At 73.2% G+C, this 25,052-nt stretch carries 19 protein-coding genes and 2 pseudogenes; 7 read left to right on the plus strand and 14 right to left on the minus strand.

The window, feature by feature from the left end; genetic code table 11:
• Nucleotides 1-45: 45 nt before the first annotated feature.
• A complete protein-coding gene (locus ACIA6T_RS06595) occupies nt 46-372 on the minus strand; it encodes a nuclear transport factor 2 family protein (protein ID WP_399445443.1) in 327 nt (108 codons plus the stop codon).
• A 127-nt stretch (nt 373-499) separates the two neighbouring features.
• Here ACIA6T_RS06595 and ACIA6T_RS06600 point away from each other — a divergent pair, with 127 nt between their 5' ends.
• Entirely contained in the window at nt 500-1,045 is a 546-nt protein-coding gene (locus tag ACIA6T_RS06600) for a DoxX family protein (protein WP_399445444.1), read from the plus strand.
• Nucleotides 1,046-1,063: 18 nt separating this feature from the next.
• Here the strand turns inward: ACIA6T_RS06600 and ACIA6T_RS06605 are convergent.
• Nucleotides 1,064-1,210, minus strand: a pseudogene (locus ACIA6T_RS06605) (winged helix-turn-helix transcriptional regulator); the annotation flags it as partial.
• On the opposite strand from ACIA6T_RS06605, the pseudogene ACIA6T_RS06610 reads away from it, so the two are divergent.
• Nucleotides 1,207-1,551, plus strand: a pseudogene (locus ACIA6T_RS06610) (NAD(P)H-dependent oxidoreductase); the annotation flags it as partial. The pseudogenes ACIA6T_RS06605 and ACIA6T_RS06610 overlap by 4 nt on opposite strands.
• A gap of 132 nt (nt 1,552-1,683) precedes the next feature.
• On the opposite strand, the gene ACIA6T_RS06615 reads toward ACIA6T_RS06610, so the two are convergent.
• From ACIA6T_RS06615 to ACIA6T_RS06630, 4 genes are all read right to left on the minus strand, one after another.
• A complete protein-coding gene (locus ACIA6T_RS06615) occupies nt 1,684-2,343 on the minus strand; it encodes a response regulator (protein ID WP_399445445.1) in 660 nt (219 codons plus the stop codon).
• Nucleotides 2,331-3,599: a sensor histidine kinase gene (locus ACIA6T_RS06620; RefSeq protein ID WP_399445446.1), complete on the minus strand. Its 1,269-nt coding sequence runs from the start codon at nt 3,597-3,599 to the stop codon at nt 2,331-2,333. The genes ACIA6T_RS06615 and ACIA6T_RS06620 overlap by 13 nt, the downstream gene beginning before the upstream one ends.
• Nucleotides 3,600-3,706: 107 nt before the next feature.
• Complete coding sequence (locus ACIA6T_RS06625; RefSeq protein ID WP_399445447.1) at nt 3,707-6,229, minus strand: FtsX-like permease family protein; 2,523 nt, start codon at nt 6,227-6,229, stop codon at nt 3,707-3,709.
• 3 nt (nt 6,230-6,232) lie between these two features.
• Nucleotides 6,233-6,997, minus strand: coding sequence for an ABC transporter ATP-binding protein (locus tag ACIA6T_RS06630; RefSeq protein ID WP_399445449.1), 765 nt, complete (start codon nt 6,995-6,997; stop codon nt 6,233-6,235).
• Nucleotides 6,998-7,331: 334 nt separating this feature from the next.
• Between ACIA6T_RS06630 and ACIA6T_RS06635 the strand changes: the two genes are divergently transcribed.
• On the plus strand, nt 7,332-8,906 hold the full coding sequence (locus ACIA6T_RS06635; protein ID WP_399445450.1) for a von Willebrand factor type A domain-containing protein: 1,575 nt from the start codon (nt 7,332-7,334) through the stop codon (nt 8,904-8,906).
• Between the two features lie 84 nt (nt 8,907-8,990).
• Nucleotides 8,991-10,907, plus strand: coding sequence for an AMP-dependent synthetase/ligase (locus tag ACIA6T_RS06640; protein WP_399445451.1), 1,917 nt, complete (start codon nt 8,991-8,993; stop codon nt 10,905-10,907).
• Nucleotides 10,908-11,300: 393 nt separating this feature from the next.
• Here ACIA6T_RS06640 and ACIA6T_RS06645 read toward each other — a convergent pair whose 3' ends face one another.
• Genes ACIA6T_RS06645 through ACIA6T_RS06655 form a run of 3 tightly spaced genes read right to left on the minus strand, consistent with a single transcriptional unit; the run spans nt 11,301 to nt 13,878 of the window.
• Complete coding sequence (locus tag ACIA6T_RS06645) at nt 11,301-11,525, minus strand: DUF1990 family protein (protein WP_399445452.1); 225 nt, start codon at nt 11,523-11,525, stop codon at nt 11,301-11,303.
• The gene (locus ACIA6T_RS06650) at nt 11,518-12,741 is read right to left on the minus strand and encodes a cysteine desulfurase-like protein (RefSeq protein WP_399445453.1); all 1,224 of its coding nucleotides are present in this window, start codon (nt 12,739-12,741) and stop codon (nt 11,518-11,520) included. The genes ACIA6T_RS06645 and ACIA6T_RS06650 overlap by 8 nt, the downstream gene beginning before the upstream one ends.
• 39 nt (nt 12,742-12,780) lie before the next feature.
• Nucleotides 12,781-13,878 (minus strand): AI-2E family transporter, encoded by a 1,098-nt coding sequence (locus ACIA6T_RS06655; RefSeq protein WP_399445454.1) that lies wholly within the window; start codon nt 13,876-13,878, stop codon nt 12,781-12,783.
• A 132-nt stretch (nt 13,879-14,010) separates the two neighbouring features.
• Between ACIA6T_RS06655 and ACIA6T_RS06660 the strand changes: the two genes are divergently transcribed.
• Nucleotides 14,011-16,632 (plus strand): SpoIIE family protein phosphatase, encoded by a 2,622-nt coding sequence (locus ACIA6T_RS06660; RefSeq protein WP_399445455.1) that lies wholly within the window; start codon nt 14,011-14,013, stop codon nt 16,630-16,632.
• Nucleotides 16,633-16,693: 61 nt separating this feature from the next.
• Here ACIA6T_RS06660 and ACIA6T_RS06665 read toward each other — a convergent pair whose 3' ends face one another.
• Complete coding sequence (locus tag ACIA6T_RS06665; RefSeq protein ID WP_399445456.1) at nt 16,694-17,902, minus strand: glycoside hydrolase family 64 protein; 1,209 nt, start codon at nt 17,900-17,902, stop codon at nt 16,694-16,696.
• A gap of 557 nt (nt 17,903-18,459) precedes the next feature.
• On the opposite strand from ACIA6T_RS06665, the gene ACIA6T_RS06670 reads away from it, so the two are divergent.
• Nucleotides 18,460-19,212, plus strand: a complete 753-nt coding sequence (locus tag ACIA6T_RS06670; protein ID WP_399445457.1) for an IclR family transcriptional regulator — start codon at nt 18,460-18,462, stop codon at nt 19,210-19,212.
• A gap of 101 nt (nt 19,213-19,313) precedes the next feature.
• Nucleotides 19,314-20,549: a PP2C family protein-serine/threonine phosphatase gene (locus ACIA6T_RS06675; protein ID WP_399445458.1), complete on the plus strand. Its 1,236-nt coding sequence runs from the start codon at nt 19,314-19,316 to the stop codon at nt 20,547-20,549.
• Between the two features lie 13 nt (nt 20,550-20,562).
• On the opposite strand, the gene ACIA6T_RS06680 is transcribed toward ACIA6T_RS06675, so the two are convergent.
• From ACIA6T_RS06680 to ACIA6T_RS06695, 4 genes are read right to left on the minus strand one after another with little or no spacing between them, the layout of a single operon-like run.
• Nucleotides 20,563-21,942, minus strand: coding sequence for a GH1 family beta-glucosidase (locus ACIA6T_RS06680; RefSeq protein WP_399445459.1), 1,380 nt, complete (start codon nt 21,940-21,942; stop codon nt 20,563-20,565).
• 31 nt (nt 21,943-21,973) lie between these two features.
• Complete coding sequence (locus tag ACIA6T_RS06685) at nt 21,974-22,801, minus strand: carbohydrate ABC transporter permease (protein WP_399445460.1); 828 nt, start codon at nt 22,799-22,801, stop codon at nt 21,974-21,976.
• Between the two features lie 5 nt (nt 22,802-22,806).
• Nucleotides 22,807-23,760, minus strand: a complete 954-nt coding sequence (locus ACIA6T_RS06690; RefSeq protein ID WP_385196917.1) for a carbohydrate ABC transporter permease — start codon at nt 23,758-23,760, stop codon at nt 22,807-22,809.
• Between the two features lie 11 nt (nt 23,761-23,771).
• Nucleotides 23,772-25,031 (minus strand): ABC transporter substrate-binding protein, encoded by a 1,260-nt coding sequence (locus ACIA6T_RS06695; protein WP_399445461.1) that lies wholly within the window; start codon nt 25,029-25,031, stop codon nt 23,772-23,774.
• Nucleotides 25,032-25,052: the final 21 nt, after the last annotated feature.

A 25,052-nucleotide genomic window follows, 5' to 3' on the forward strand; every position in this document is an offset into this window, starting at 1 on the left:
TGAGCCGGGCCACTCACACCGGGCGGCCGGGGCGGGACGCCCGGGTCAGGCCTGACCGGTCTCGAAGCGGGAGATGCGGCCGTCGTCGTCGACGGTGAAGGACCACCGGGTGCGCATCTCGCCCCAGGTGTCGTTGCTGTGGCGGGCGAGGAGGCGACGACCGCCGCCGGACTCGTTGTCGACCTCCAGATGCCCGTGGGAGGAGAAGATCTCCCGGTCGATCCACTCGGTGAGGTCACGCTCGGAACCGTCGTCCGCCATGGTCGCGTCGGGCGCCAGCAGCGACAGGAAACCGTCCCGGTCGTGGTTGTTGACGGCTGTGACGAAGGCGCGGACGGCGGGGTCGCTGAGACGGGTGCTCTGAATCGTCATGTCTGCCAGCGTCGTACCGGCCGCCGGGGCCCGCCACCCGCGTCACCCGAACGGCGACCGGTGGCGCGCCGGGCCGGTGGTGGGGGTGCGACGGTGGTCGGGCCAAGCCACTGCTCCGGGAGACGACGTGACCTGTTACGACCGACGTGATCTGGGCCTGCTGCTGCTCCGGCTGGGAACGGGCGGGGTGCTCGCGGCGCACGGCGCGCAGAAGCTGTTCGGCTGGTTCGGCGGGGGCGGCCTCGAGGGCACCGGTCAGTTCATGGAGTCCATCGGCTATGTGCCCGGCAGGGCGAGCGCCACGGCGGCGGGCCTCGCCGAGGCCGGCGGGGGTGTGCTGCTCGCGCTCGGTCTGGCCACCCCGGCGGCGGGCGCCGCGGCGGCCGGCGCGATGGCGGGCGCGTCCGCCGTGCACGCGCCCAACGGCTTCTTCAACCAGGAGGGCGGCTTCGAGTACGCCGCGTCCCTGGGCCTGACGGCCGCCGGACTCGCCGTCACGGGTCCCGGCCGGCTCTCCCTGGACCACGCCCTCGGCCACGCGGTCAACCGGAACTGGATGATCCCGGTGGCCTTCGCGGTGACCGCGGCGGCCACGACGATGACGGTGGGGGCGCGCGTCCGGCGGCTGCGGAAGGCCAAGGAGGGCGAGCAGGAGGCGCTGTTCGAGGAGTAGTCCGACGGGCCTGCGGCCTCAGCAGCCCGTCGGCTCCGCACAGGGACCGCCCTCGGGCAGATGCGTCTCGGCCCACTTGCCGAGTTCCTTGAGCGCGGGTCCCAGCGCCGCGCCCGACTCCGTCAGACGGTAGGTGACCCGCAGCGGTGGTCCCTCGTCGACCTTCCACGCTCAAGGCGTGGCTGGACAGCGTGGTCCTGATGGGCCGCACCGCGGGCGAGAACCCCTCCGTCAAGGGCACCCCGGTCACCGTGATCGCCAGTCGCGGCGGCTCCTACGCGCCGGGCACCCCGCGCGAGGGCTACGAGTACGTCCAGAACTACCTGCGGGCGGTGCTGGTCGACTTCCTCGGCCTCGACCTCGACTTCATCGTCCCGGAGCTGACCATGGCCGCGCAGAACCCGGCGATGGCCGAGCTGATCCCGCTCTTCGAGAGCTCCCGGGAGCGCGCCCACCAGGACGCGGCCATCAGGGCCAAGTCCCTCGCCGAGCGGCTGGCGGCGTAACCCGGCGGCGGCCGGCGGCGCACGGCCCACCGGGCCGGGTCCACCGGGCCGGGTCCACCGGGCCGGGTCCGCCGGGCCGGGTCCACCGGGCCGGGTCCACCGGGCCGGGTCCACCGGGCCGGGTCCACCGGCTCAGGACCGGCGCCGGGCGTCCTCCAGGTAGTGCAGCACGGCCGCGACCCGGCGGTCCGTGCGGTCGGTCGGCGCCAGGTCCAGCTTGGCGAAGATGCTGCGGATGTGTTTGTGGACGGCACCGTCGCTGACGACGAGCCGTTCGGCGATGGCCGCGTTGCCCAGCCCCTCGGCCATCAGGGCGAGCACATCCCGTTCGCGCGGGCTGAGCCGCCGCAGCCGGGCGTCCGGGCGGCTGCGGGTGAGCAGCTGGGCGACGACCTCGGGGTCGATGGCGGTGCCGCCGTCCGCCACCCGGTGCAGCGCGTCGAGGAACTCCTCGACCCGGCCGACCCGTTCCTTGAGCAGATAGCCGAGCCGGGCGCTGCCCTGGGCGAGCAGGTCGGTGGCGAAGGCCTGCTCGACGTAGGCGGACAGGACGAGGACGGCGAGTTCGGGGCGGCGCCGCCGGGCCTCCACGGCGGCGGTGATCCCCTCGTCGGTGTGGGTGGGCGGCATCCGGACGTCGACGATGGCGACGTCCGGCTTCTCCGCGTCCACGGCGGCCAGGAAGGTGCCGGGGTCCTCGGCCGTGGCCACCACGTCCAGGGACTCGGCGCGCAGCAGCAGTGCCAGCCCCTCGCGCAGCAGGGCGTCGTCCTCGGCGATCACGATCCGCATGGCAGGGTCACCTTCAGGGTGGTGGGGCCGCCGGGAGGGCTGGCCAGTTCCAGTGTTCCGTCGTGCGCCTCGGTGCGTCGGCGGATGCCGGTGAGTCCGGACCCGTTCCGCTCGTCCGCTCCGCCGCGGCCGTCGTCGTGGATCTCCACATGCAGCCGGTCGCCCAGGCGGCGCACGACGACACCGGCGTCACGGGCGCCGCTGTGCTTGGCGATGTTGCTGAGGGCCTCGGCGACCACGAAGTACGCCGTCGCCTCCACCGACGCCGCGCACCGCCCTGGCACGTCGGTGTCGACGCGGCAGGGCACCGGGCAGTCGGCCGCCAGGGCGGTGAGGGCGTCGGGCAGACTGCGGTCGGCCAGGACCGGCGGGAGGATGGAGCGGACGACCGCCCGCAGTTCGGCCAGCGCCTGTTCGGCGGCCTCCTGGGCACGTTCGAGGACGGCGTCGGCCTCGGCGGGGTTGCGGGCCAGGGCGCGGCGGGCCGCGCCGAGCAGCACGGTGACCGCGACGATCCGGTTCTGTGTCCCGTCGTGCAACGCCCGCTCGACGCGGCGCAGTTCGGTGGCGTGGGCGTCGAGTGCGGCGGCCCTGGTGGCGGTGAGTTCGGCGACCCGCAGGACGAGGTCGGTTCCGGGGTCCGGGCCGAGCAGCCGCCGTCCGGGCCAGGCCTGGAGCCGGGCGAGCGCGGGGGCGCAGAGCACGATGACGGCGACGAACAGCACGCCGAACAGGGTGACGGACAGGGCGCCGGGCCAGTCCCGCACGGTCCACCAGCCCAGGGCCGCGGTGGACTCGCTCTCCGGCAGGAGGCGCCAGTACAGCGGGAAGGTGATGTCGTGCGCCGCGTTCAGCGGCAGCGTCGCCCCGATCAGTCCGAGGAGCAGCCCGAAGAGGGCGTGCGTGCACACCCAGCGCGCCTCACGGCGCACCGCGCGGTCCGCGAGCGCCGCCCGGAGCCCGGCCGGCGGCTCCGCGGGGCCGATGATCTCCGGTCCCCACCGGGACAGCCGGGCCCGCTCCCGGTCGGCGACGGCCCGCACCGCGTGCAGGGCGGACGGCAGCAGCGACAGGCCCACACCGGCCAGGCAGGCCACCGCCGTCAGGGCCAGCCACAGCGTCGCGAGCAGCGCCAGCAGTCCGGTGCCCATCCCGCCGACGAGGTGTTCCAGGGCGTCCAGCGCGGCCCGCGCACGGGCCGGCACGGCCCCTGGACGCCCCGGCCGTCCGGCCGCCGCCCCGTCGTGAGTCGCCATCGCCCACACCTCCCAGGCGCGGAGGATAGGGCACCGGGTCCCGGGCCCGCCGGGCCATCCGCCCAGTGGTACGGGGCCGAAAGCGCTCCGGGACCGGCGCGGCGTGCTCACTCGCGGATGCCGATGCCCTCGACCGGAGGGGTGCGCAGGAGCCGGCCGACGGGGAGCACCGTGGCGACGAGCGCCAGGGTGACGGTGCCGCCGACGACGACAACCCAGCCGGCGGCCGGAACGTGGGGCACGCGCTGCCCGGCCACGGCGTTGACGACCGAGGTCAGGGTGACGGCCGCGATCGCTCCGCCGATGACGAGCGCCACGCCCAGCAGGCCGGCCTGTTCGGCGTGCACCATCCGCTTCACCTGACGGCGGGTGACGCCGACCAGGCGCAGCAGGGCGAGTTCCCGGGCCCGGGCCAGGGCGGCCATGACGAGCGTGTTGGCGGCGGCCAGGACCGCGTAGCCGACCAGGACGGCGGTGAGCAGCTTGTTCAGCCAGCCGCTGACGGCCAGGTCCTGGGCGATGTCGCCGGTGAGCCGGCCGGTGTCGACCACCGCGGCGGCCGGATACCGGCCGGCCAGATCGGCCAGGGCGGCTCCGGTGTCCGTGCCCGGTGCCGTGCGGACGAGCACCTGGTCGTCGAGTCCGGTGACGGTGTGCCCGGCGAGGGTCTTCGTGTGGAGGGTGACGTCGCCGAAGCCCCAGCCGCGTTCGTACAGGGCGACGACGCGCAGGGTGACGGGTGTGCCGTCGCCGAGCCACAGTCCGGCCTCGTCCCCGAGGTGCCATCCGGCGGCGTCCGCCTGTGCGGTGGACACGGCCACTGTGCCTTCGCGCAGCTCGGCGAGGCTGCCCGACCGGACGTCGAGATCCAGCGTCCGTTCCACGCCCTCAGGGTCGATGCCCTGGGCGGCCACGGTCCGTGCCTCGAGCCCGCCCGGCACGACGACCGAGGTGCGGCGCACCCCGGTCGCGGCGAGCACGCCGGGGACGCGGCGGGCCTCGGCCGTGGCGGAGGCGGGCAGGCCGGCGGCGGCGGTCAGCGCGTGCTGGGCGAGGGTGCCGTCGCGGCTCTGGACGACGGTCTGCCGCTGGAGGTTGTCCTGCAGGAACCAGACGGTGCCGCCGAAGCCGACGGAGAGCACCAGCGCGGTCAGTACGGCGACCGTGCCCCGGGCGTTGGCCCGCAGGTTCGCGGCGGCGAGGTGGCCGCTGTCGCCCCACACCGCCCGCAGCACGGGTCCGAGGAACCGGGCCGCGGCCTGGTTGATCCAGGGCGCGAGGAGTGCGGCCCCGAGGACGAACGTGCAGAGCATGCCCATCGCGGCACCCAGCGCGGTCTGGCCGCCGGTGGCACTGGTGAGACCGGTCAGGGACACCGCGACGGCGAGGCACACCAGGCCGCTCACCAGGCGCGCCCTGCCGCCTGGGCCGCGCTCGACGGCCGCTTCCCCGAGCGCCTCGGTGGGCTTGATCCGGGTGACGCGCAGTGCGGCGATCCAGGCGGCCAGGAGTGCCACGGCGGCGACGGCCACGGTCACGGCCGCGGCGGACAGCGGCCCGCCCCGGACGGTGAACCCTTCGGGTACGAACTCCCGGGACACCAGTTCGCCGCGGATGTACCGCGTGGCGAGCAGTCCGGCCGGGACACCCACGGCGGCGGCGCCCAGGCCGAGCAGGCCCACCTCCGCGAGGAGCATCCGCCGTACCTGGCCCGGGGTGGCCGCGACGGCGCGCAGCAGGGCGAGGTCGCGGCGCCGGTGCCGTACCGACAGGCCGACGGTCCCGGCGACGACGAAGACGATGATCATCGCGGCGTACCCGGCGAACGCGCCGCCGGCCTGGAGGGTGAAGGCCCGTGCGGCGGCGGCCTCGGGCCGGGCGGCCAGTCCGCGTTCGTCACCGGTGTACGTCGTCGCGTCCGCGCCGTCCGCCACCCGGCGCACTCCGGCGAGTACGGCCGAGCGGTCGGCGTCCGGTTCGGTGAGGACGCCGATGGCGTCGAAGCGGTCCGGGTGGGGGTCGAGGCGGGCGGCCCGCGTGTCGGTGAAGAACAGCGCCGCCTCCCCCGGCGCGCCGTCGGTCTCGACCACGCCGCTCACCCGGTAGGGCCGGCTCTCTCCCCCGGTGACGACGCCGATGGTGCCGCCGGGGGCGATCCCGCGGCCGTCGGCGAGCCGGGCGTCGACGGCGATCTCCCCGTCGGCGCGCGGGGGTTCACCGGCCACCAGCCGGTACGGGGCGAGGGCGGCGCTCGCCCAGCCGTGCCCCGTGACCGGCAGGTCCGGGGCCACCGTCGTGGTGACCGGGATCACACGGTCGCCCACCGCACGCGCCACGCCGGGTACTTCGGTCAGCTCGTCGGTCAACTTCCCTGGGACGCTGCCGCGTTCGGGAAGCGCGATGGTGGTGTACTCGGTCTCGCCGAACATCGTCGTGGCCACCCTCAGGTCCCGGTCGGCGACGACGGCGAGCGTGGCGTCATAACGCCCTGGCTGACCCTTGTGGCGCCATCCGGACTCCACGAGCAGGGCGCAGGTCATCAGGACGGCGACGCCGGCGGCGAGCGCGACGAACGTGGCGACGAAGCCGCCCTTGCGGAAGCGCACCGTCCGCGCGGCCAGGTGGAGCACGGCTCAGCCCTCCCGGCTCGCGACGGGCTGCCGGCGGCCGAGCAGTGCCAGGTGTCCGGCGATCCGCTCGGCGCCGGGCTGTGCCATGTCCCGTACGATCCGCCCGTCGGCGAGGACCAGCACGCGGTCGGCGTAGGACGCGGCGACCGGGTCGTGGGTCACCATGACGACGGTCTGCCCGAACCGGTCGACCACCGACCGCAGCAGGGCGAGGACGTCGGCGGCGGTCCGGGTGTCCAGGGCTCCGGTGGGTTCGTCGCAGAAGATCACCTCGGGGCGGGTGACGAGCGCACGGGCGACGGCGACGCGCTGCTGCTGGCCGCCGGAGAGCTGCGCGGGCCGGTGCCGCAGCCGGTCGCCCAGTCCGACCCTCCCGATCACCTCGGCCACCCACGCCGGGTCGGGCCGCCGGCCCGAGAGCCGGGAGGGCAGCAGGATGTTCTGCTCGACGTTCAGCGCGCCCACCAGGTTGAACGCCTGGAACACGAAACCGACCCGGTCGCGGCGCAGTTCGGTCAGCCGCTTCTCGGACATCGACGACAGGTCGGTGGCACCGATCCGTACCGTCCCCGAGTCCGGCCGGTCCAGTCCGGCCGCGCAGTGCAGCAGGGTGCTCTTGCCCGATCCGGACGGTCCCATCACGGCGGTCGCCGTGCCGCGCGTGAACACGGCGCTCACGTCGTCCAGCGCCACGACCGGCTGGTCACCGCCGTACGTCTTGTGCACATGGTCGAGGCCGACGGCGACGTCGGCCGGGGTCAGTGACATGGTGGGGCGCCTTCCGGGGGTGGCTCGTTGCGGTACCCGAACGACGGTAGGAGGCGTGGGGGCCGCCGACCATGCAGCCAGTGACCGGACGATGGTGGTGCAGGCACTACCACCCGGCATGACGTCCGTGGTCGCGCCGTTCACCCAGGCCCGGCGGGGTTTCGGCGGCGAGGAGGTGGGACCGCAGGTCAACGGAAGATCACCTACCGGTCTCGGCGGGCCCGCTCCGTGCCCTCTTCGAGACTCACCTGCAACGCTCCGTACCGCACGTTCCGGCCCGTCGCGCCGTCACAGTCGCTGAAGTCGACGTCAACCGACCGAGGGGACACGGACGATGAAGTGGCACGGGACACGGCGGCCGGCCGGAGCGCTGCTCGCGCTCGCGGCGGCGAGCTGCCTGCTGGCCGGCGGCTGCGGCCCGGGGAGTGACAGCGGCTCCAGGGCGAGCGACGCCTCCTACGACCGCGGGGGTGACGGCTCGGCGCCGCCGCCCGCCCCCGACCGGGGCCCGGGAGGGCGGTACGACGGCGAACGGGGCGAGGGCGAGCAGGACTCCCGCGAGGTCGCCCCCGATCCCGGCAACCTGTCGACCTTCGCGCTGGACGTCGACACCGCCTCGTACGGCTATGCCCGCCGCACCCTCGCCGAGGGCCGGCTGCCGGATCCGTCGACCGTCCGTCCCGAGGAGTTCGTCAACAGCTTCCGGCAGGACTACGGGCGTCCCGGCGGCGACGGCTTCACGGTCACCGTGGACGGCGCCCGCACGGAAGAGGAGGACTGGTCGCTGGTCCGGGTCGGCCTGGCCACCAGGGCCGCCGATCCGGACGGTGAACGCCCGCCCGCCGCCCTGACGTTCGTCATCGACATCTCGGGTTCGATGGCGGAACCGGGCCGCCTCGACCTCGCGCGGGACTCCCTCGCGACCATGACGGACCGACTGCGCGACGACGGCTCGGTGGCCGTCGTCACCTTCAGCGACGAGGCCGAGACCGTCCTGCCGATGACCCGGCTCGGCGGCAACCGGGGCGAGGTCCACGACGCCGTCGACAGCCTGGAGCCGACCGACTCCACCAACCTCGGGGCGGGTGTCGAGACCGGGTACGAGACCGCCGTCGAAGGGCTGCGCGAGGGCGCGACCAACCGGGTCGTGCTCGTCTCGGACGCCCTCGCCAACACCGGTGACACGGACGCCGACGCGATCCTCGAACGCGTCACGGAGTCCCGCCGCGAGTACGGCATCACCCTGTTCGGCGTCGGTGTCGGCAGCGACTACGGCGACGAACTCATGGAAGAGCTCGCCGACGAGGGCGACGGCCACACGGTGTACGTGTCCGGCGAGGAGGACGCCCGCGAGGTGTTCTGCGAGCAGTTGCCCCGCAACATCGAGCTGACGGCCCGTGACGCCAAGGCGCAGGTCGCCTTCGACCCTGAGACGGTCGCCGAGTTCCGGCTCGTCGGCTACGACAACCGGCGGGTCGCCGACGAGGACTTCCGTGACGACCGCGTGGACGGCGGCGAGGTCGGCCCCGGCCACACCGTGACCGCCCTGTACGCCGTGCGCACCCGGCCCGGGGCGGAGGGCCACCTCGCCACGGCCACCGTGCGCTGGCTCGACCCCGACAGCCGCACCCCGCACGAGGAGTCGGGCGACCTGGAGGCCGACGGTCTCGCCGGTTCCGTGTGGAGCGCGCGGCGCGGTCTGACGGTCACCGCGACCGCGGCCTACTTCGCCGACGCCCTGCGCTCCTCCGACCACCGCTACGGCGCGCTGCCGGGCGCCCCCGGACTCGGTGAACTCTCCGAGCGCGCGGGCGACCTGGCGGAGCGGACGGAGGACGAGGACATCCGCGGGCTGGCGGAGGCGATCCGCGCGGCGAACCGACTGGACCGACCCCCGCCCATTGACTGATTCTTACGCACGGGTAAGTTGACTCCAGAGTAAGTAAGTACGACAGCACCAGCACGAGAGCATCAGCCGCGACCGGGAGCCGTCATGGGCGTACGCAGGGATCTGAAACGGGCGATACGACGCGCGGGTCCGGCGAGCCGGACCGGGGCCGAGACCGTCAGGGACGGACACGGCGTCGTGCGTGAGGCCAGTACGGCGGCCCTGGCCCCGCGGCGGACCACCGGCAGCACGGCCGACATCCCGTTCACCAACGCGGCCGAGGCCCCCGACGCGGTGGTGCTGCGGCGCGAGGAGCACGGCACCTGGCGCCCGGTGACGGCGGCGGCCTTCGCCCGGGAGGTCACCGCCGTGGCCAAGGGGCTGATCGCCGCCGGGCTGGAACCGGGCGACCGGGTCGCCGTGATGTCCCGTACGCGCTACGAGTGGACGGTCCTGGACTTCGCGGTCTGGTCCGCCGGCGGCCTGGTCGTGCCGGTCTACCCCACCTCCTCGGCGGAGCAGGTGGAGTGGATCGTCCGTGACTCCGGCGCCCGGTACGTCGTCACGGAGACCGCGCAGAACACGGCAGCCGTCGCCGCCGGCACCGCCGCCCACCCGGAGCCCCCGCGCGTGTGGGAACTGGACACGGACGCCCTCGCCGAACTCACCGCGCTCGGCCGGGACGTCCCCGACGAGGAGGTCACCGAGCGCCGTACGGCCCTGACCCCCGACACCGTCGCGACCGTCTGCTACACCTCCGGCACCACCGGGCGTCCCAAGGGCTGCGTCCTCACCCACGCCAACCTGTACGCCGAGGCCGCCAACACGGTCGAACTGCTGCACCCCGTCTTCAAGGAGGTCACCGGCCAGGTCGCCTCGACCCTGCTCTTCCTCCCGCTCGCCCACGTCCTCGGCCGCACCATCCAGATCGCCTGCCTGCTCGCCCGTATCGAGACCGGCCACTGCCCGAGCATCAAGCCCGACGAACTCCGGCCCGCGCTCAAGGCGTTCCGCCCGACGTTCCTGGTCGGTGTGCCCTACCTCTTCGAGAAGATCCACGACACCGGCCGGGCCACCGCCGAGAAGATCGGCCGGGGCGCCTCCTTCGAACGCGCCCACCGCGTCGCCGTCCGCTTCGGCGAGGCCCACCTCGACAAGTTCCTGGGCCGCGGCAAGGGCCCCGGCCCGGGGCTGTACGCCGCGTGGGCCCTGTACGACCTGCTGGTCTACCGCCGGGTCCGCAAGGAACTCGGCGGGCGGGTGCGCTACGCCATCAGCGGCGGCTCCCCGCTGGAGCGGGACCTCAACCTCTTCTTCTACGCGGCCGGGATCATGGTCTACGAGGGCTACGGCCTGACCGAGACCACCGCCGCCGCCACCGTCGTCCCGCCGCTGGGCCCCCGCCCCGGCACGGTCGGCCTCCCGGTCCCCGGCACCGCGGTCCGCATCGCCGACGACGGCGAGGTGCGGATCAAGGGCGGCATCGTCTTCGGGTCGTACTGGAACGACCCGGCCGCCACCGACGAGGCGCTCGACGACGGCTGGTTCGCCACCGGCGACCTCGGCTCCCTCGACGCGGACGGCTATCTGACCATCACCGGCCGCAAGAAGGACATCCTCGTCACCTCCGGGGGCAAGAACGTCTCCCCGGCCGTCCTGGAGGACCGGCTGCGCAGCCGCCCGCCCGTCGGCCAGTGCCTCGTCGTCGGCGACAACCGCCCCTTCGTGGCCGCGCTGATCACCCTCGACCCCGAGACGGTCGCCCACTGGCTGGCGGTGCGCGGACTGCCCGCCGGCACCCCGATGTCCGAGGTGGTCCGCGACCCGCGGATGCGCGCCGACGTGCAGAAGGCCGTCGACTACGCCAACGAGGCCGTCTCCCGCGCGGAGTCCATCCGTGCCTTCAGCCTGGTCGAGGGCGAGTTCACCGAGGAGAACGGCCTCCTGACTCCGTCCCTCAAGGTCAGGCGGCAGGCGGCGCAGGAGGCCTACGCGGACGAGATCGCGGCCCTGTACTCCTGACCCCCGGGTCCCGCAGGACACGGAGTTGACGCCCTCACCCGCCCCAGGGCGGGTGATTCCGGTCCGTACCGCTCCGCAGTACCACCGTGGGTTCCTGTTTCACGGGCCTCTGCCGACCGGTCGAGGGTCCGACTTACCTGGCCTCCGCAGACCTGACTTTCCGCCCGTCCGGCGGTAGGCCGGGCAACTCCGTTGTCCGGCAGAGCGTTCCTAGCCCGGTTTCCGCGGCCTTCCGGGCCGCCATGGGCAGATACCCTTCACCTCCGCCCTGAAGGGTGGAGCACTGGGCAAACGTTCGACAGCACCCGCCGACGTGGAGCTGTGCCAGCAGGAGAACGGGGAAGAGCGGGCGCCAGGGGCCCGCCGGCGCCGCCCGGGTCAGGGAACGCAGGGTCAGCAGGACCTGGCCGCCGTCATCCCGGCCACGGCGAAACCGCTGCGCCGTCTGACCTCCCACCGCAGCACCGCCTCCCTGGCGGTGTTCCAGGCGTCCTCTCCCCGTCCGATCCTCACGGTCCTCTCGTACCGGCGGAACCCGGACGGGGACGCGGACCGGAGCGGGACCTGCGGGGCGGTGGCGCCGCGGGGGCCGTAGGTGAGACCGTCGTCCTCACCCATGTGCGTCCGTCCTCCGCTCCAGGAAGCCGGACAGACCCGTCAGCAGCCGGTCGACGTCCTCGCCGCTGGTGTAGGGGGCCAGACCGACGCGGAGGCCGCCGGTGTCGCCGAGGCCGAGGCGGTGGGACGCCTCCAGCGCGTAGAAGCTGCCGCTGGGTGCGTGGACTCCGCGTTCCGCCAGGAAGCGGTAGGCGTCCGTGGTGGAGCGGCCGTCGAAGGTGATCAGCAGGGTCGGGGTGCGCCGGGCCGCGCGGGAGTGGACGGTGACGCCGGGGAGGGCCGCCAGGCCCTTCTCCAGGCGGTCGCGCAGGACGCCCTCGTGTTCCTCGATCGCCTCGAACGCCGAGGTGAGCCGTTCACGGCGGCTGCCGCCCGGCCCGGCGCCCAGCCCGGCCAGGAAGTCGACCGCCGCACGGGTGCCCGCGAGGAACTCGTAGGGCAGCGTGCCCAGTTCGAAGCGCTCGGGCACCACGTCCGTGGAGGGCAGCAGTTTGTCCGGGCGCAGTGTCTCCAGGAGTTCGGGGCGGGCGGCCAGGACGCCGTGGTGGGGGCCGAGGAACTTGTACGGGGAGCAGACGAGGAAGTCCGCGCCGAGCGCCTCGATGTCGACCGGGGCGTGTGCGGCGTAGTGCACGCCGTCGACGTACAGCAGGGCGCCCGCCTCGTGCGTGATCCGCGCGATCTCGGCGATCGGGGGCATCGTGCCGATCAGGTTGGAGGCCGCGGTGACGGCCACCAGCCGGGTGCGGCCGGAAACCACGGCGCGGATGTCGTCGGCGGTCAGTTCGCCGGTGGCCGGGTCGAAGTCCGCCCGGCGGACGGTGCTGCCGGTCCGCTCGGCCGCCTGCACCCAGGGGCGGATGTTGGCGTCGTGGTCCAGCCGGGTGACGACCACCTCGTCGCCCGGTGACCAGGTCGCGGCGAGGGTGCGGGAGAAGTCGTAGGTGAGCTGGGTGGCGCTGCGGCCGAAGACGATGCCCGCCGGGTCGGCGCCCAGGAGGTCGGCCATGGCGCGCCGGGCCTCGACGACGACGGTCTCGGCGTTGCGCTCGCCGGGCAGGCCGTCGCCGCGGACCGAGAGCGGCCGGGACAGCGTGGCGGCGATCGCCTCGATGACGGGCAGCGGCGTCTGGGTGCCGCCGGGGCCGTCGAAGTGCGCGGTGCCGACGGCCAGCGCGGGAATCCGGGTGCGCAGTGCGGTGAGGTCGTACGTCACGGGGGGGCCTCCTGTCGGTGCGGAAGGTGGGCGTGCCGGTCAGGCGGACGAGCCGTCGGCCCGCGGCGAGGGCGGCGGGTCGGAGAGCTGTTCGCGCAGATAGTTCCAGACGACCGCGATCAGCGCGGCCACCGGTACGGCGAGCAGGCTGCCGACGATGCCGGAGAGGCCGCCGCCGAGCGTCACCGCCAGCAGGACGACCGCCGCGTGCAGTCCGAGACCGCGGCTCTGGATCATGGGCTGGAACACGTTGCCCTCGAGCTGCTGCACCACGACGATGACGGCCAGCACGAGCAGCGCGTCCGTCAGGCCGTTGGACACCAGCGCGATCAGCACCGCGACGAAGCCGGCGAACAGGGCGCCCACGATGGGCACGAACGCGGACACGAAGGTCAGCACCGACAGCGGCAGCACCAGGGGGACGTCCAGGATCCACAGGCCCAGACCGATCAGTACGGCGTCGATCAGGCCGACGAGCGCCTGGGACCGTACGAACGAGCCCAGGGTGAGCCAGCACCGCTCGGCGACGGCGGGCACGTCCGTGGCGAGCCGGCCGGGGAGCTGCCGGCCGAGCCACGGCAGGAAGCGCGGGCCGTCCTTGAGGAAGAAGAACATCAGGAAGAGGGCCAGTACGGCCGTGACCACACCGCTGAAGACGGTGCTCACACCGGTGACGGCGGTGGTGGCGATGGCCCCGGCGCTGTCCTGGATGCGGGCGGTCGCGGTGTCGAAGGCGCCGGCGATCTGGGCGTCGTCGATGTTCAGCGGCGGCCCGGCGGCCCATTCGCGCAGCCTCTCGACGCCCTCGACGACCCCGTCGGCCAGCTCGCCGGACTCCGACGCCACGGGCACCGCGATCAGCGCCACGGTGCCCGCGGCCAGCAGCAGGAACAGCACGGTCACCAGGGACGCGGCGAGCGCGGGGGCCAACCCGCGCCGGCGCAGGAAACGGGTCGGGGGCCAGGTGAGCGTGGTGAGGAGGAGGCCGATTATCAGGGGCCAGATCACCGACCACATCCGGCCCAGCACCCACAGCACCACCGCCGCCGCGACCAGGACCAGCAGCAGCTCACCGGAGACACGCGCCGACGTGCGCAGCGCGGCGCGGGTTCTCCCCGCGTTCAACGTGGCAGACATGGGGGCACCTTATGGGGCCCGCCGGTCACGGTGATCACCCGGGACCCGCCCGGGATCCGCCCGGGAGGACGTCCGGCGGGGTTCCACCGTGTCGGCCGGGGACGGCCGGGGCCGGTGAGGCAGACTGAGGTCATGGCCGACCTCGATGCCCGCGGGACACCGTCGCGTCGGTTCCCCCCGGCGCCGAAGAGCGTGGCGGAGGCCCGTCGGTTCGTGCGGGCCGCCCTCGGCGGTGCCGCACCGGACCTGGTGGACACGGCTCAGCTGCTGGTCAGTGAGCTGGTCACCAATGTCGTCCTGCACGCCCGCACCGAGGCCGAGGTGACGGCCCGTGTCGACGACGGCACGGTCCATGTGCGGGTCGGCGACCGCCGGCCGGACCGCGGGCTCGTGGTGCACGGATGCCCGCCCTACGCCGGTACGGGACAGGGTCTGCCGCTGGTCGCCCGGCTGTCGTCCCGGCAGGGCGTCGAGACCGGTGCCGGGGGCAAGACGGTGTGGTTCGAGCTGCGGCCCGAGGGGCCGCCCCGGCGCCCGGACGACTGGGAGTCCGCCGCGGCACCCTCCGTCCCGGGAACGACGGTGACGCTGCTCGACGTGCCGGCGCCGCTCTACGCGGCGGCCCAGCAGCACCGGCACGCCCTGCTGCGCGAGGTGACCCTGGCCGTCGCCGCCGGCCACGATCTCGGTGTGCCCCCGGAGGACCTGGCCGTCGCGCTGGACGTGAGCCAGCTGATCAGCGCGTCCGTGACGGCCGCGCTGCGGCGGGAGCCCTCCGGGCAGGCGATCCGCTCACTGCCCCTGTCGGTGCCGCCGGACGCCGAGCCGTCGGTGCAGACCCTGCGCGCGGTGCTCGACCTGGCCGAGGAGGGCGCCCGTGAGGAGCGCCTGCTGACGCTCCCGGCGCTGCCGCGGCAGCGTCTCTTCCACCAGTGGCTGTTCGACCAGATCGTCGGACAGCTGGCCGGGGCGCACCCCACGGCGTGGACGGTGGTGCCCGGGAAGCCGGGCACCAGTCCCTCGGAAATGGTGGCGTGGGACGCCGGGCAGGTGCGGGCGAGCAGGACTCCGACGATCGCCGCCGACGAGCGGAACCGGATCATCGCGGCGAACGGGCCGGCGGCGGATCTGCTCGGCTGGCACGTGGACGATCTCGTCGGGCGTCCGCTCACCACACTCGTCCCGGAACACCTCCGCGGACGGCACGTCGCGGCGTTCACGTCCCTGATGCTCAGCGGGCAGCCCCGGATCCTGGGCCGCTCGGTGCCGCTGCCCGCACTGCACCGCGACGGCCGGCTGGTCCCCGTACGGCTGTTCATCCAGCCGCAGGAGACGGCCGACGGCCGTACCGTCTTCGTCGCCCAGCTCGCCCCGCGGGCGGCGGTTCCCGGCCCCTCCACGGACCTGCCCGGCCGCGTCCGGTCCATGACACGGGAGGAGCCGGAGCGGCTGCCCCCGCCGGCCACCGGTGACCCCGGCCGGGACGCGGACCGGTCCGCGCTGGAGCGGCTGTCGCTGCTGGCCGACACCGCGGCCGCGCTGAGCAACGCCCCGTACCTGGAGGAGGGTCTGGAGCGGGTGGGCCGGATCATCACCCGGCGGCTGGCCGACTGGTGCGCGGTGGACCTGTTCACGGAGAGCGGCCAGGTGGAGCGGGTCTCCCTCACCCACCGCTCGCCCCGCGGTCCCTGGCCCGAGGAGTACGAGGGCCGGCTCCCCCCGGTGTCCGACGCCGCCCGCGGGCCCCTGGCCCGTGCGCTGCGCGGGGCGGGCCCGCTGCTGCTCACCGGGCCGCCGTCGCCCAGCCAGGTCGCGAGCGCCCTGGACGCCCACTACCTGGGGCTGTTCCGGACCATGGGCGCGGACAGCGCGGTCGTCGCCCCGCTGCGGGCCCGCAGACAGATCATCGGCGCCCTCACGGTGGCCCGCCGCGGACGGGAGGCGCCGTTCACGGAAGAGGATCTGCCGCTGGTCCACGACCTGGTGCGCAGTCTCGCCCTGGGCGTGGACAACCTCCGTCTCTACCAGGAGACGCGCAACATCGCCGAACGTCTCCAGCGGTCGCTGCTGCCGAGGCTGCCGGAGGTCGGTCATCTGCGGCTGGCCGCCCGCTACGCCTCCTCCTCCGCCACCGCGCAGGTCGGCGGTGACTGGTACGACTGCTTCGTCCTGCCCGACGGGGACACGGCGCTGGTCATCGGCGACGTCACCGGGCACAACCTGGACGCGGCCATCGCCATGAGCCAGTTGCGCAGCATGCTGCGGGGCATCGCCGTGGACCGTCAGGAGCCGCCCGAGACCGTTCTGCACCGTCTGGACATGGCGAACCACAGCCTCTACCGCGAGTCCACCGCCACCTGTATCTACGCTCTGGTCAAGGGCCACGAGGACGGCCCCTGGGAGCTGGTGCACTCCTCCGCCGGGCATCCGCCGCCGCTGCTCGTCGAACCGGACGGCCGCACCCGCTACCTGGAGGACGGCTCGGGGCTGCTGCTCGGGGTGGACCCGCGGGTGTCCCGTCCCCGGGCCCGGGACGCGATTCCGGCGCATGCGACGGTGCTGCTGTACACCGACGGACTGATCGAACGCCGGGGAGAGCACCTGGACGACGCCATGGAGCGGCTCCGCCGGCATGTCGCGGCGCTGGCCCGGGAGCCGCTCGACGTGCTCTGCGACGAGTTGCTCATCGGGCTGGGCGCCGACAGCGACGACGACATCGCCGTCCTGGCCGTGCGGCCCGTACCGCCGCGCTGACCGCCGTCCTTCGGTGGTCCGGTGGGCGGCGCGTCCGGTCCGCGCGCCGCCACCGGCCCGGTCAGCTGAACGGGTCGAGGGTGAGGGATGCCTGGCTCGGGTTGCCGTCGTGGACGAGCGACTCGTGGTTGCCCACGTCGTCGAAGGCGAAGGCGTACGCCTTGCCGTCGGCCGTCTGCGCGTGGATGGCGCGGGCGTAGTGGTTGGTGACGGGGTCCTGGTAGAAGCCGCCGGAGCCGGAGTCGGGCTGGCTGGGGTTGGTCAGGAGGGTGGAGCGGTTGAACCCGGCGCACAGGGTGCGGGAGATCGGGCCGCGCACCTGGTCGTTGGGGGCGTCGAGCCTCCTGTGGCAGCCGAAGACGGAGGAGCCGTCCGGCTTCTGGAAGCTGGTGACCACGGCTCCCGCGCCGTTGGTGAAGTTCATGACGTCGCCGGAGACCCGGCCGTAGTACTTGACGCCCGGCTGGTCGGTGAAGGGCGTGACCGTCAGGGTGGAGCCGGCGTACTTCTGCCAGACCCGGTTGATGTAGCCGTCCATGACCGACGCCGGCAGGGCGCCCGTCTCCAGTCCGTACAGCGGGGACAGGGCGCGCAGCACGGTGCCGTCGGAGCGGGTCTGGACCAGGCCGGCCCAGCCTCCGGACTGTCCCCTGAGTGTGTTGAGGACCGCGTTGTAGCCGCCGGGCCTGAGCTTGCCGGTGCTCGTCGTGCTGCCGTCGGCGCGCCGCACCCCCACCGAGTAGGGGGCGGAGAACATGTCCACCTGGGTGCTGTTGAGCCACAGGCCCGAGTCGTTGAGGGTGTACTCGGACCAGTTGAAGAGGATGTCGCGGTTGGGGTCCGTCGGGTTCTGCACGGCGGGCTGTACCAGGCCGCCGGTGGTCAGCTTGAAGACGAGTTTCCGGCCGTAGGAGAAGTAGACGCGGCCGGAGAACCTGGGGACGCGGATGGTCGTGGACTGTCCTGCCGCCGGGCCCGCTATCGAGGCGTCGGGTGCGGGGGTGGGCGGGTTGCCGCCCGCGGGCCAGGGGTGGAACGTGCCGCTCGCGTCGGCCCAGCCCTGTCTGCCGGTCGACAGCTGGGTGCCGAGGTTGTAGACGTACACCTGCTCGCCGCGGCCCGAGTTGTTGGTGATCTTCAGGGGGATGGTGTCCGGGACCGCGGCGGCGTGGGCGGGTGCCGGCACTCCGGTGGCGAGCAGTGAGCCGCCGAGCACCGTGGCGATGCTCAACCCCACCGCCATGGCCCGGCGTTTGAGTGTGCGCAGCATGCTCCTTCTCCGTTCAACTGTGGGGGGAGTCGTTCTGAGAGCGCTCTCAGAATCTCGTCCTGGTATGGACCTGTCAACGGTTTGGGAGTCCGGTACGCCAGGTGCAGCCGCCCGCCCCTGGGGCGGAAGCCGCGCCGCGCGCAGTCGAGCGACGGGCCGGCCCCGTGCCGCTTCTCGTGGCGGGGCATCCCGGCCCGCCACCTCGGCGGCAGCCGGTTCCTGATGCCCTTCAGGGCTTTCGCGCGGGAGGCGGTGAAGTCACGGATGGTCCGCCGCTGCGGCACCGAGGCACCCTCGGCCGCCACGGTGTCACCCCCACGGGCCCGGGTCGGCACCCCGTCCGGCCGGGCCGGACCACACACCTCACCCTCGGCGTGCGCCTTCCGGGAACGCGCCACGCGCTCGTTCCACAGCCACCGGCTCCGCCCCCACTCCCGCTCCAGCCCCGCACGGGCGGTGGCCGACACCCGCGACCGACAGGAGGTGAGCCTCCCGAAGACGACAGGTGAGGCGGGGATTCACTTGCCTGCGGCGGGCGTCCGGCGCAGGCTGGTCGCATGGGTGCGGCCCCGACACTCATCGCCTCCGTACAGCGTGCCTTCCGGCTGCTGGAGGCGGCGAGCGCCCATCAGAACGGCGCGCCGGCGAAACAGCTGGCACGGGAGACGGGTCTGCCCCTGGCCACGGCCTACCACCTGCTGCGCACGCTGGTGCACGACGGGTATCTGCGCAAGCTGGACGACGGCGGATTCGTCCTGGGCGACCGGTTCCGGACCCTGCCCACGGCGAGCCGGGAACAGGCGCTGCTCAGCCGGGTCAGGCCGGCGCTCGCCGCGCTCCGGGACGAGCTGTCCACCGCCGCCTACCTCACCTTCTACGAGGACGGCGAGATCCGCGTCGCCGAGATCGTCGACAGCCCCCGCACCCCGCGGGCCGAACTCTGGGTGGGGTTCGAGGACGCCGGGCACGCCACCGCGCTGGGCAAGTCGGTGCTCCGGGAGCTCGACGACGAGGCACGCAAGGAGTACCTCTCCCGGCACCCCCTCAACGACCTCACCCCGCGGACGATCACCACGGCCGAGGAATTGGTGCGCCGGCTGGAGAGCAGCGCCCTGGCTCCGGCCGTCGCCGACCTGGAGGAGTACTCCCTGGGCACCGTCTGCATCGCGGTGCCGGTCTACAGCGGAAACACCCTGGGCTCGCTCGGCGTGTCCATGCGCAAGGACCGGCTGCACCGGCTGGACGAGGTCCGCGAGTACCTCCTGCCCGTGGCCGGGCGGGTGACCCGGGGCCTGTCGCTCACTATCTGAAAAGCGCACCCTTGTGACGTTCGCGACGATCATTTTTCCTGATTAAGTCAGACATTACGGCTGCGCGCACGCCGCGCAAAGGTGAGGACTGCGGACGACACATGAGTCACGCCCGTCAGCATGGACGCGACCACTGGCCGATGCGGCAGTACAAGCGGGGGGCCCGCCACACGTGGTCGCCCCGGGCACGGGCCGTCGCGCACTGGGCCGCCGGCACGCCGGCACTCTCCGTACTGATCGTCTTCCTCGTCGTGTTCGTCGACCTCGTCGGCGGAACGGGCAAGGTCTGGCTGCCGCTGCTCGCCGCCGGGCCGGCGCTGGCGGCGGCCACCAGCCGGCCGGCCGGGGTCCTCGGGGTGGGTCTCCTCGCTTCCCTCCTCGGCGCGGCGATCGGCGCCCGGCACGGCATGGCGGCCTCGGAGCTGGCCGTCGTGCTCGCCGCGCTGGTGACCGTCGCCCTGGCCGGCACGCTCGCCAGCGCCCTGCGGGAACGCCGCGAGCGGGTGCTCGCCGCCGTCCGTTCCGTCGCGGAGACCGCGCAGCACGCCCTGCTCAAGCCGGTCCCGGAGACCGTCGGCCCGTTCCAGGCGGCGGTCCACTACAGCGCCGCCGCGGCGGAGGCCCGGATCGGCGGCGACCTCTACGCCCTCATCCCCACTCCGCACGGGGTCAGGATGATCGTCGGCGATGTGCGCGGCAAGGGGCTGCCGGCCGTGGGGACGGCCGCCCTGGTGCTCGGTGTCTTCCGGGAGGCCGCCTACGACGAGCCCGATCTGCTGGACGTGGTCTGCAGGATCGAACGGAGTCTGGCCCGCAACCTCGGCCACGACGACTTCGTCACCGCCGTGGTCGCCGGGTATCCGGAGCCGGGGCGGCTGGAGGTGGTCAACTGCGGGCACGCTCCCCCGCTGCTGGTCCGCGGCACCGAGGTGGTGCCGGTGGACCCCGTCAGCCCGGCGCCGCCCCTGGGGCTGCGCGCCCTGTCGGGCGAGTCCCCCGGCCTTCAGGTGGTGTCCTTCACCGAGGGGGACCAGCTGCTGTTCTACACCGACGGGGTCACGGAGGCCCGTGACGCCGGCCGTGCGTTCTACCCGCTGGCCGAGGGGCTGGCCCGGCACCTGTGCGACGAGCCGGCCCGCACGCTCGCCGCGCTGCACCAGGAGCTGCTGGACCACGTGGGCGGCCGGCTGCACGACGACGCGGCGCTGCTCCTGCTGCGCAAGCCCGTCGCCACCGCCGGGGCGGCGGACGCGGGTTCCCCCGTCGTCCTGCCGCTCACGGCGCGGCCGGAACCGGGCGTCGGCGGCGCCTTCGACGACCGCGAAGGCGCCGCCTAGGGCGGCCGGTCCGTCAGGGCCGCTGGGCGGCGATCATGCGCCGGTACCAGTGGTAGCTGTCCTTCGGGGTGCGCTCCTGCGTGCCGTAGTCGACCCGGACGATGCCGAAGCGCTTGTCGTAGCCGAAGGCCCACTCGAAGTTGTCGAGCAGCGACCACACGTAGTAGCCGCGCACGTCCACGCCCGCGTCGATCGCGGCCCGCAGCGCGGTGAGGTGGTCGCGCAGGTACGCCACCCGGTCGGTGTCGTGCACGGCGCCGTCCGCGCTCACCTCGTCGTCCTCGGAGGAGCCGTTCTCGGTGATGTGCACCGGCGGCAGGGCGTCGCCGTACTGCTCCTTCAGGTCCACCAGGAGGTCGGTGAAGGTGTCCGGGGCCACCGGCCAGCCCATCGCGGTGTGCCGGACGCCGGGCATCGGCGTCTCGGCGTAGCGGTTGTCGGTCGCCACGCGCAGGGCGGGGTCGCCCTCGCGGTACGGGGCGTCGGCGACGACGATCGGGCGGTAGTAGTTGATGCCGAGGAAGTCCAGCGGCTGACCGATCAGCTCCAGGTCGCCGTCGCGGCGGAAGTCCTGTGCGGTGATCAGCTCGCCCCAGGTGTCCTCCTCGGTGTCCGGGTAGCGCCCGGCGAGGATGGGCTCCGTCCACACCAGGTTGTGCAGGGTGTCGGCGCGTACGACGGCCTCACGGTCGGCGGCGGAGTCGGTGGCGGGCAGGTGGTGGTCGAGGTTGAGGGTGATGCCGGCCTCGCGGACCCCGGCGGACCGGAGCGCCTGGACGGCGAGTCCGTGGCCGACCAGGAGGTGGTGGGCGGCGGCCAGGGCGCCCCGGCCCTCGCGGGCGCCCGGCGCGTGGCGGCCGACGGAGTAGCCGAGGAAGGCGCTGCACCACGGCTCGTTGAGGGTGATCCAGCGGGGCACCCGGTCGCCCAGGTGCTCGGCGACGACGGCCGCGTACTCGGCGAACCGCTCGGCGGTCTCCCGTACCCGCCAGCCGCCCCGGTCCTCCAGGGCCTGCGGGAGGTCCCAGTGGTAGAGGGTGGCGGCCGGCTCGATGCCGGCGGCGAGGAGTTCGTCGACCAGACGGGAGTAGAAGTCCAGGCCCTTGGGGTTCACCGGGCCGGTGCCGTCGGGCACGATGCGCGGCCAGGCGATCGAGAAGCGGTACGAGCCGACACCGAGGTCGCGCAGCAGGGCCACGTCCTCGGGGTAGCGGTGGTAGTGGTCGCAGGCGACGTCACCGGTGTCGCCGTTCGCGACCAGGCCGGGGGTGTGGCTGTAGGTGTCCCAGATCGACGGGCCGCGGCCGTCCTCGTACGCCGCGCCCTCGATCTGGTACGAGGCGGTCGCGGCGCCGAAGACGAAGCCGGGCGGGAAACCGGGAAAGTCGCTCATGTGTTCAGGTCCATCTCGAGACGTGCGGTGATCACTTGACGGAGCCCCCGGTGATGCCGGCGGCGATGTACTTCTGGGCGAGGACGAGCAGGATCGCGGCCGGGACGGCGGAGAGCACGGACGCGGCCATGACCGCGCCCCAGTCGCCGACGTGGGCGCCGATGTACTGGTAGATGCCGAGCGTGATCGGCTTGACGTCGTCGGTGGTGTTCAGGGTGAGCGCGAACATGAAGTCGCTCCACGAGAACAGGAACGCGAACAGGCCGGAGGTGATCAGCGAGTTGCGGCTCATCGGGAGCACCACCCGCAGGAAGACCCGTACCGGGCCGGCGCCGTCGATCTCGGCGGCCTCGATGACCTCGCCCGGGATGGACACCATGAAGGAGCGCATGAGGACGATGGAGAACGGGATGCCGAGCGAGGCGTCCGCGAGCATCAGGCCGAAGTAGGAGTTCACCAGGCCCAGGTCGACGTACGAGTTGTAGAGGGCGTTGGCGATGACGATGCCCGGCACCATCTGGGTGATCAGGGTGCCGAAGACGATCGTGCGCGAGCCGCGCAGGCCGAACCGGGCCAGGCCGTAGGCCGCCGGGGCGGAGATCGCCAGGCAGATGGCGACGGCGCCGAACGAGACCAGCAGGGAGGTCAGCAGGTGACCGCCCTGGTCGGTGACGGCCTTGGAGAACCCGGAGAGGTCCAGGCTGCCCGGCACCGGGTCGACCTGGAGCAGGCCGGACTCGGGCTGGAGTGCCGTGTTGAGCATCCAGTACAGCGGGAAGAGCATCACGCCCAGGACGAGTACACCGGCGACGGTGGAGCCCCAGCGGTGCCGGGACGCGGTGGGAGTGTCGGCGGCCATGTCGGTCACTTCCCCTCGGTGCGGTTGGCCCGCAGGTAGAACACCGCGAACACCGCGGAGATGAGAATGAGGACGTTGCCGACGACCGCGCCGGCGCCGAAGTCCAGCTCCACGAAGGAGTTCTGGTAGGTGAGCGTGCCCAGGGTCTGGGTGGCGTCGGCGGGTCCGCCGTCGGTGAGGGCGAGGATCAGGTCGAGGATCTTGACCGTCGACATGAAGCCCAGCACCAGGACGACCGTGATCACCGGCTTGAGCATCGGCAGGGTGATGGAGCGGAAGGTCCGCCAGGCCGAGGCGCCGTCCAGGGCGGACGCCTCGTACAGCTCCTTGGGGATCTCCTGGAGGCCGCCGTAGAGGATGACCATGTTGAACGGGATGCCGATCCAGATGTTGACCAGGATCACCGACAGCAGCGCCATGTCGGGGCTGGTCAGCCACGGGGTCTGACCGCCCAGGCCCACGGTGTCGAGGAAGGTGTTCAGTACGCCGGTGTCCTGGTCCAGGATGCGGCGCCACACGATGCCGGACACCACCATGGGCACCAGCCAGGGCAGCAGGATCAACGACCGCAGGACACCGTTCAGGGGGAACCTGCGGTTGAAGAAGACGGCGAGGGCGAGGCCGATGCAGAACTGGCCGAGCAGGGAGCCGGCGGTGAAGACGAGGGTGTGCCACAGGGCCTTGCCGAACAGGACGTCCTGGAAGACGGACGACCAGTTGTCGGTGCCGTTGAACGGGGCCTCGCCGGTGAAGAACGTCTTCGGCGTGTAGTGCTGGAAGCTCATCACGATGTTGCGGACGAGCGGGTAGCCGAAGAACAGCAGCATGAAGACGACGGCGGGGGCGACGAAGCCCCACTGGGCGAGCCTGCGGCGCAGGCGCTGCCGGCCCGGGTCCGGCGCGGCGGCCTTGCCGGACGTCTCGGCTGACGCCACGGCGGTGACGGTGGACGTGGTCATGGGCGCGTACCTCAGTTCCCGCTCGTGACGCGCTGCTGGGCGCGCCGCAGGGCGGTTTCGCTGGACTGGCCGGTCAGGGCGGACTGGAAGGCGCTCTGCAGGGCGAGCGACACGCCCGACCAGCCGGCGCCGAGCTTGGCGGTGCGGGACCGGGCGGCGGCGACCTGGTCGGCCAGCGCGTCCAGCTCTGGCACCTCCTCGCGCCACTTCGCGGCGGCCTTCTCGTTGGCCGGGACCATCCAGCTGTTCAGGGCGTAGGTGAGCTGTTCCTTCTCGCTCGCCAGACAGTCGACGATCCGGCCGGCCGTCTTCTCGCGCTCGGCGTCACCGGTGTTGGGCACGGTGAGCACCGCGCCGCCGAGCGGTCCCACCGAGTCGGCGCCCGCCTCGGGGACGGGGATCTGCGCGATCTCCCAGTGCAGCGACTTCTTGGTGTTGAGGGTCTCGACCTGCCACGGGCCGTTGATCATCATCGCGGCGTTCCCGGCCATGAACTGGTCGTTCACATCGGCCTGCGTCCAGTTGACCGTGGACCTGGACAGCGACCCGTCCTGGAGCAGCGCCTTCCAGTAGTCGAGCGCCCCGACGACCTGAGGGCTGTCGAGATCTGTCTCGTCACCGCCGTTGGACCACATGAACGGCGTGAACTGGAAGACGCCGTCCTCGGCGCCGCCCGCGCTGAGCGCCACGCCGTACCGGTTGCCCTCGGTGAGCTTCTCCGCCGCCCGGCGCAGTTCGTCCCAGGTGGTGGGCACCTGTACGCCCGCCTCCTCCAGGATGTCCTTGTTGTAGAAGAGCGCGAGGGTGTTCACGGAGCGGGCCGCTCCGTAGTACGTGCCCTTGTACGAGCCGAAGTCGACGATGCCCTCGGGGACGTCGTCGGTGGCGAGACCCAGGGTGCGCAGGTCGACGAGGCCGCCGGCGTCGGCGAAGGTCGGCATCTCGGAGGCGTCGAACTGCACGATGTCCGGCAGCGACTTCGACGAGGCCATGCGCAGGGCCTTCGTCATCACCTGCGAGGCGGGGACGCTCTGCTGCTCGATGGTGACGCCCAGCTGCTCGCCGCAGCGGGCCATCGCCTCGGCGTCCCAGCGGTGGTAGGTCTCGTCGGTCGAGGAGTTCATCACGGTGTACACGTCGCTGTCGCGCTGCTGTGCGCAGCCGGTCAGCGCCGCTCCGGCGATGAGGGCGGAGACGGCGGCGAACGACGTGACGGCTCCGCGCGAACGTCCGCGCGCGCGGTGTGCGGCAACCGGAGGATGTGCTGTCACGGTGGGTGCCCTTGCGTGGGG

Source organism: Streptomyces sp. NPDC051740 (assembly GCF_044453165.1).
GTDB classification, from domain to species: Bacteria; Actinomycetota; Actinomycetes; order Streptomycetales; family Streptomycetaceae; genus Streptomyces; species Streptomyces atrovirens.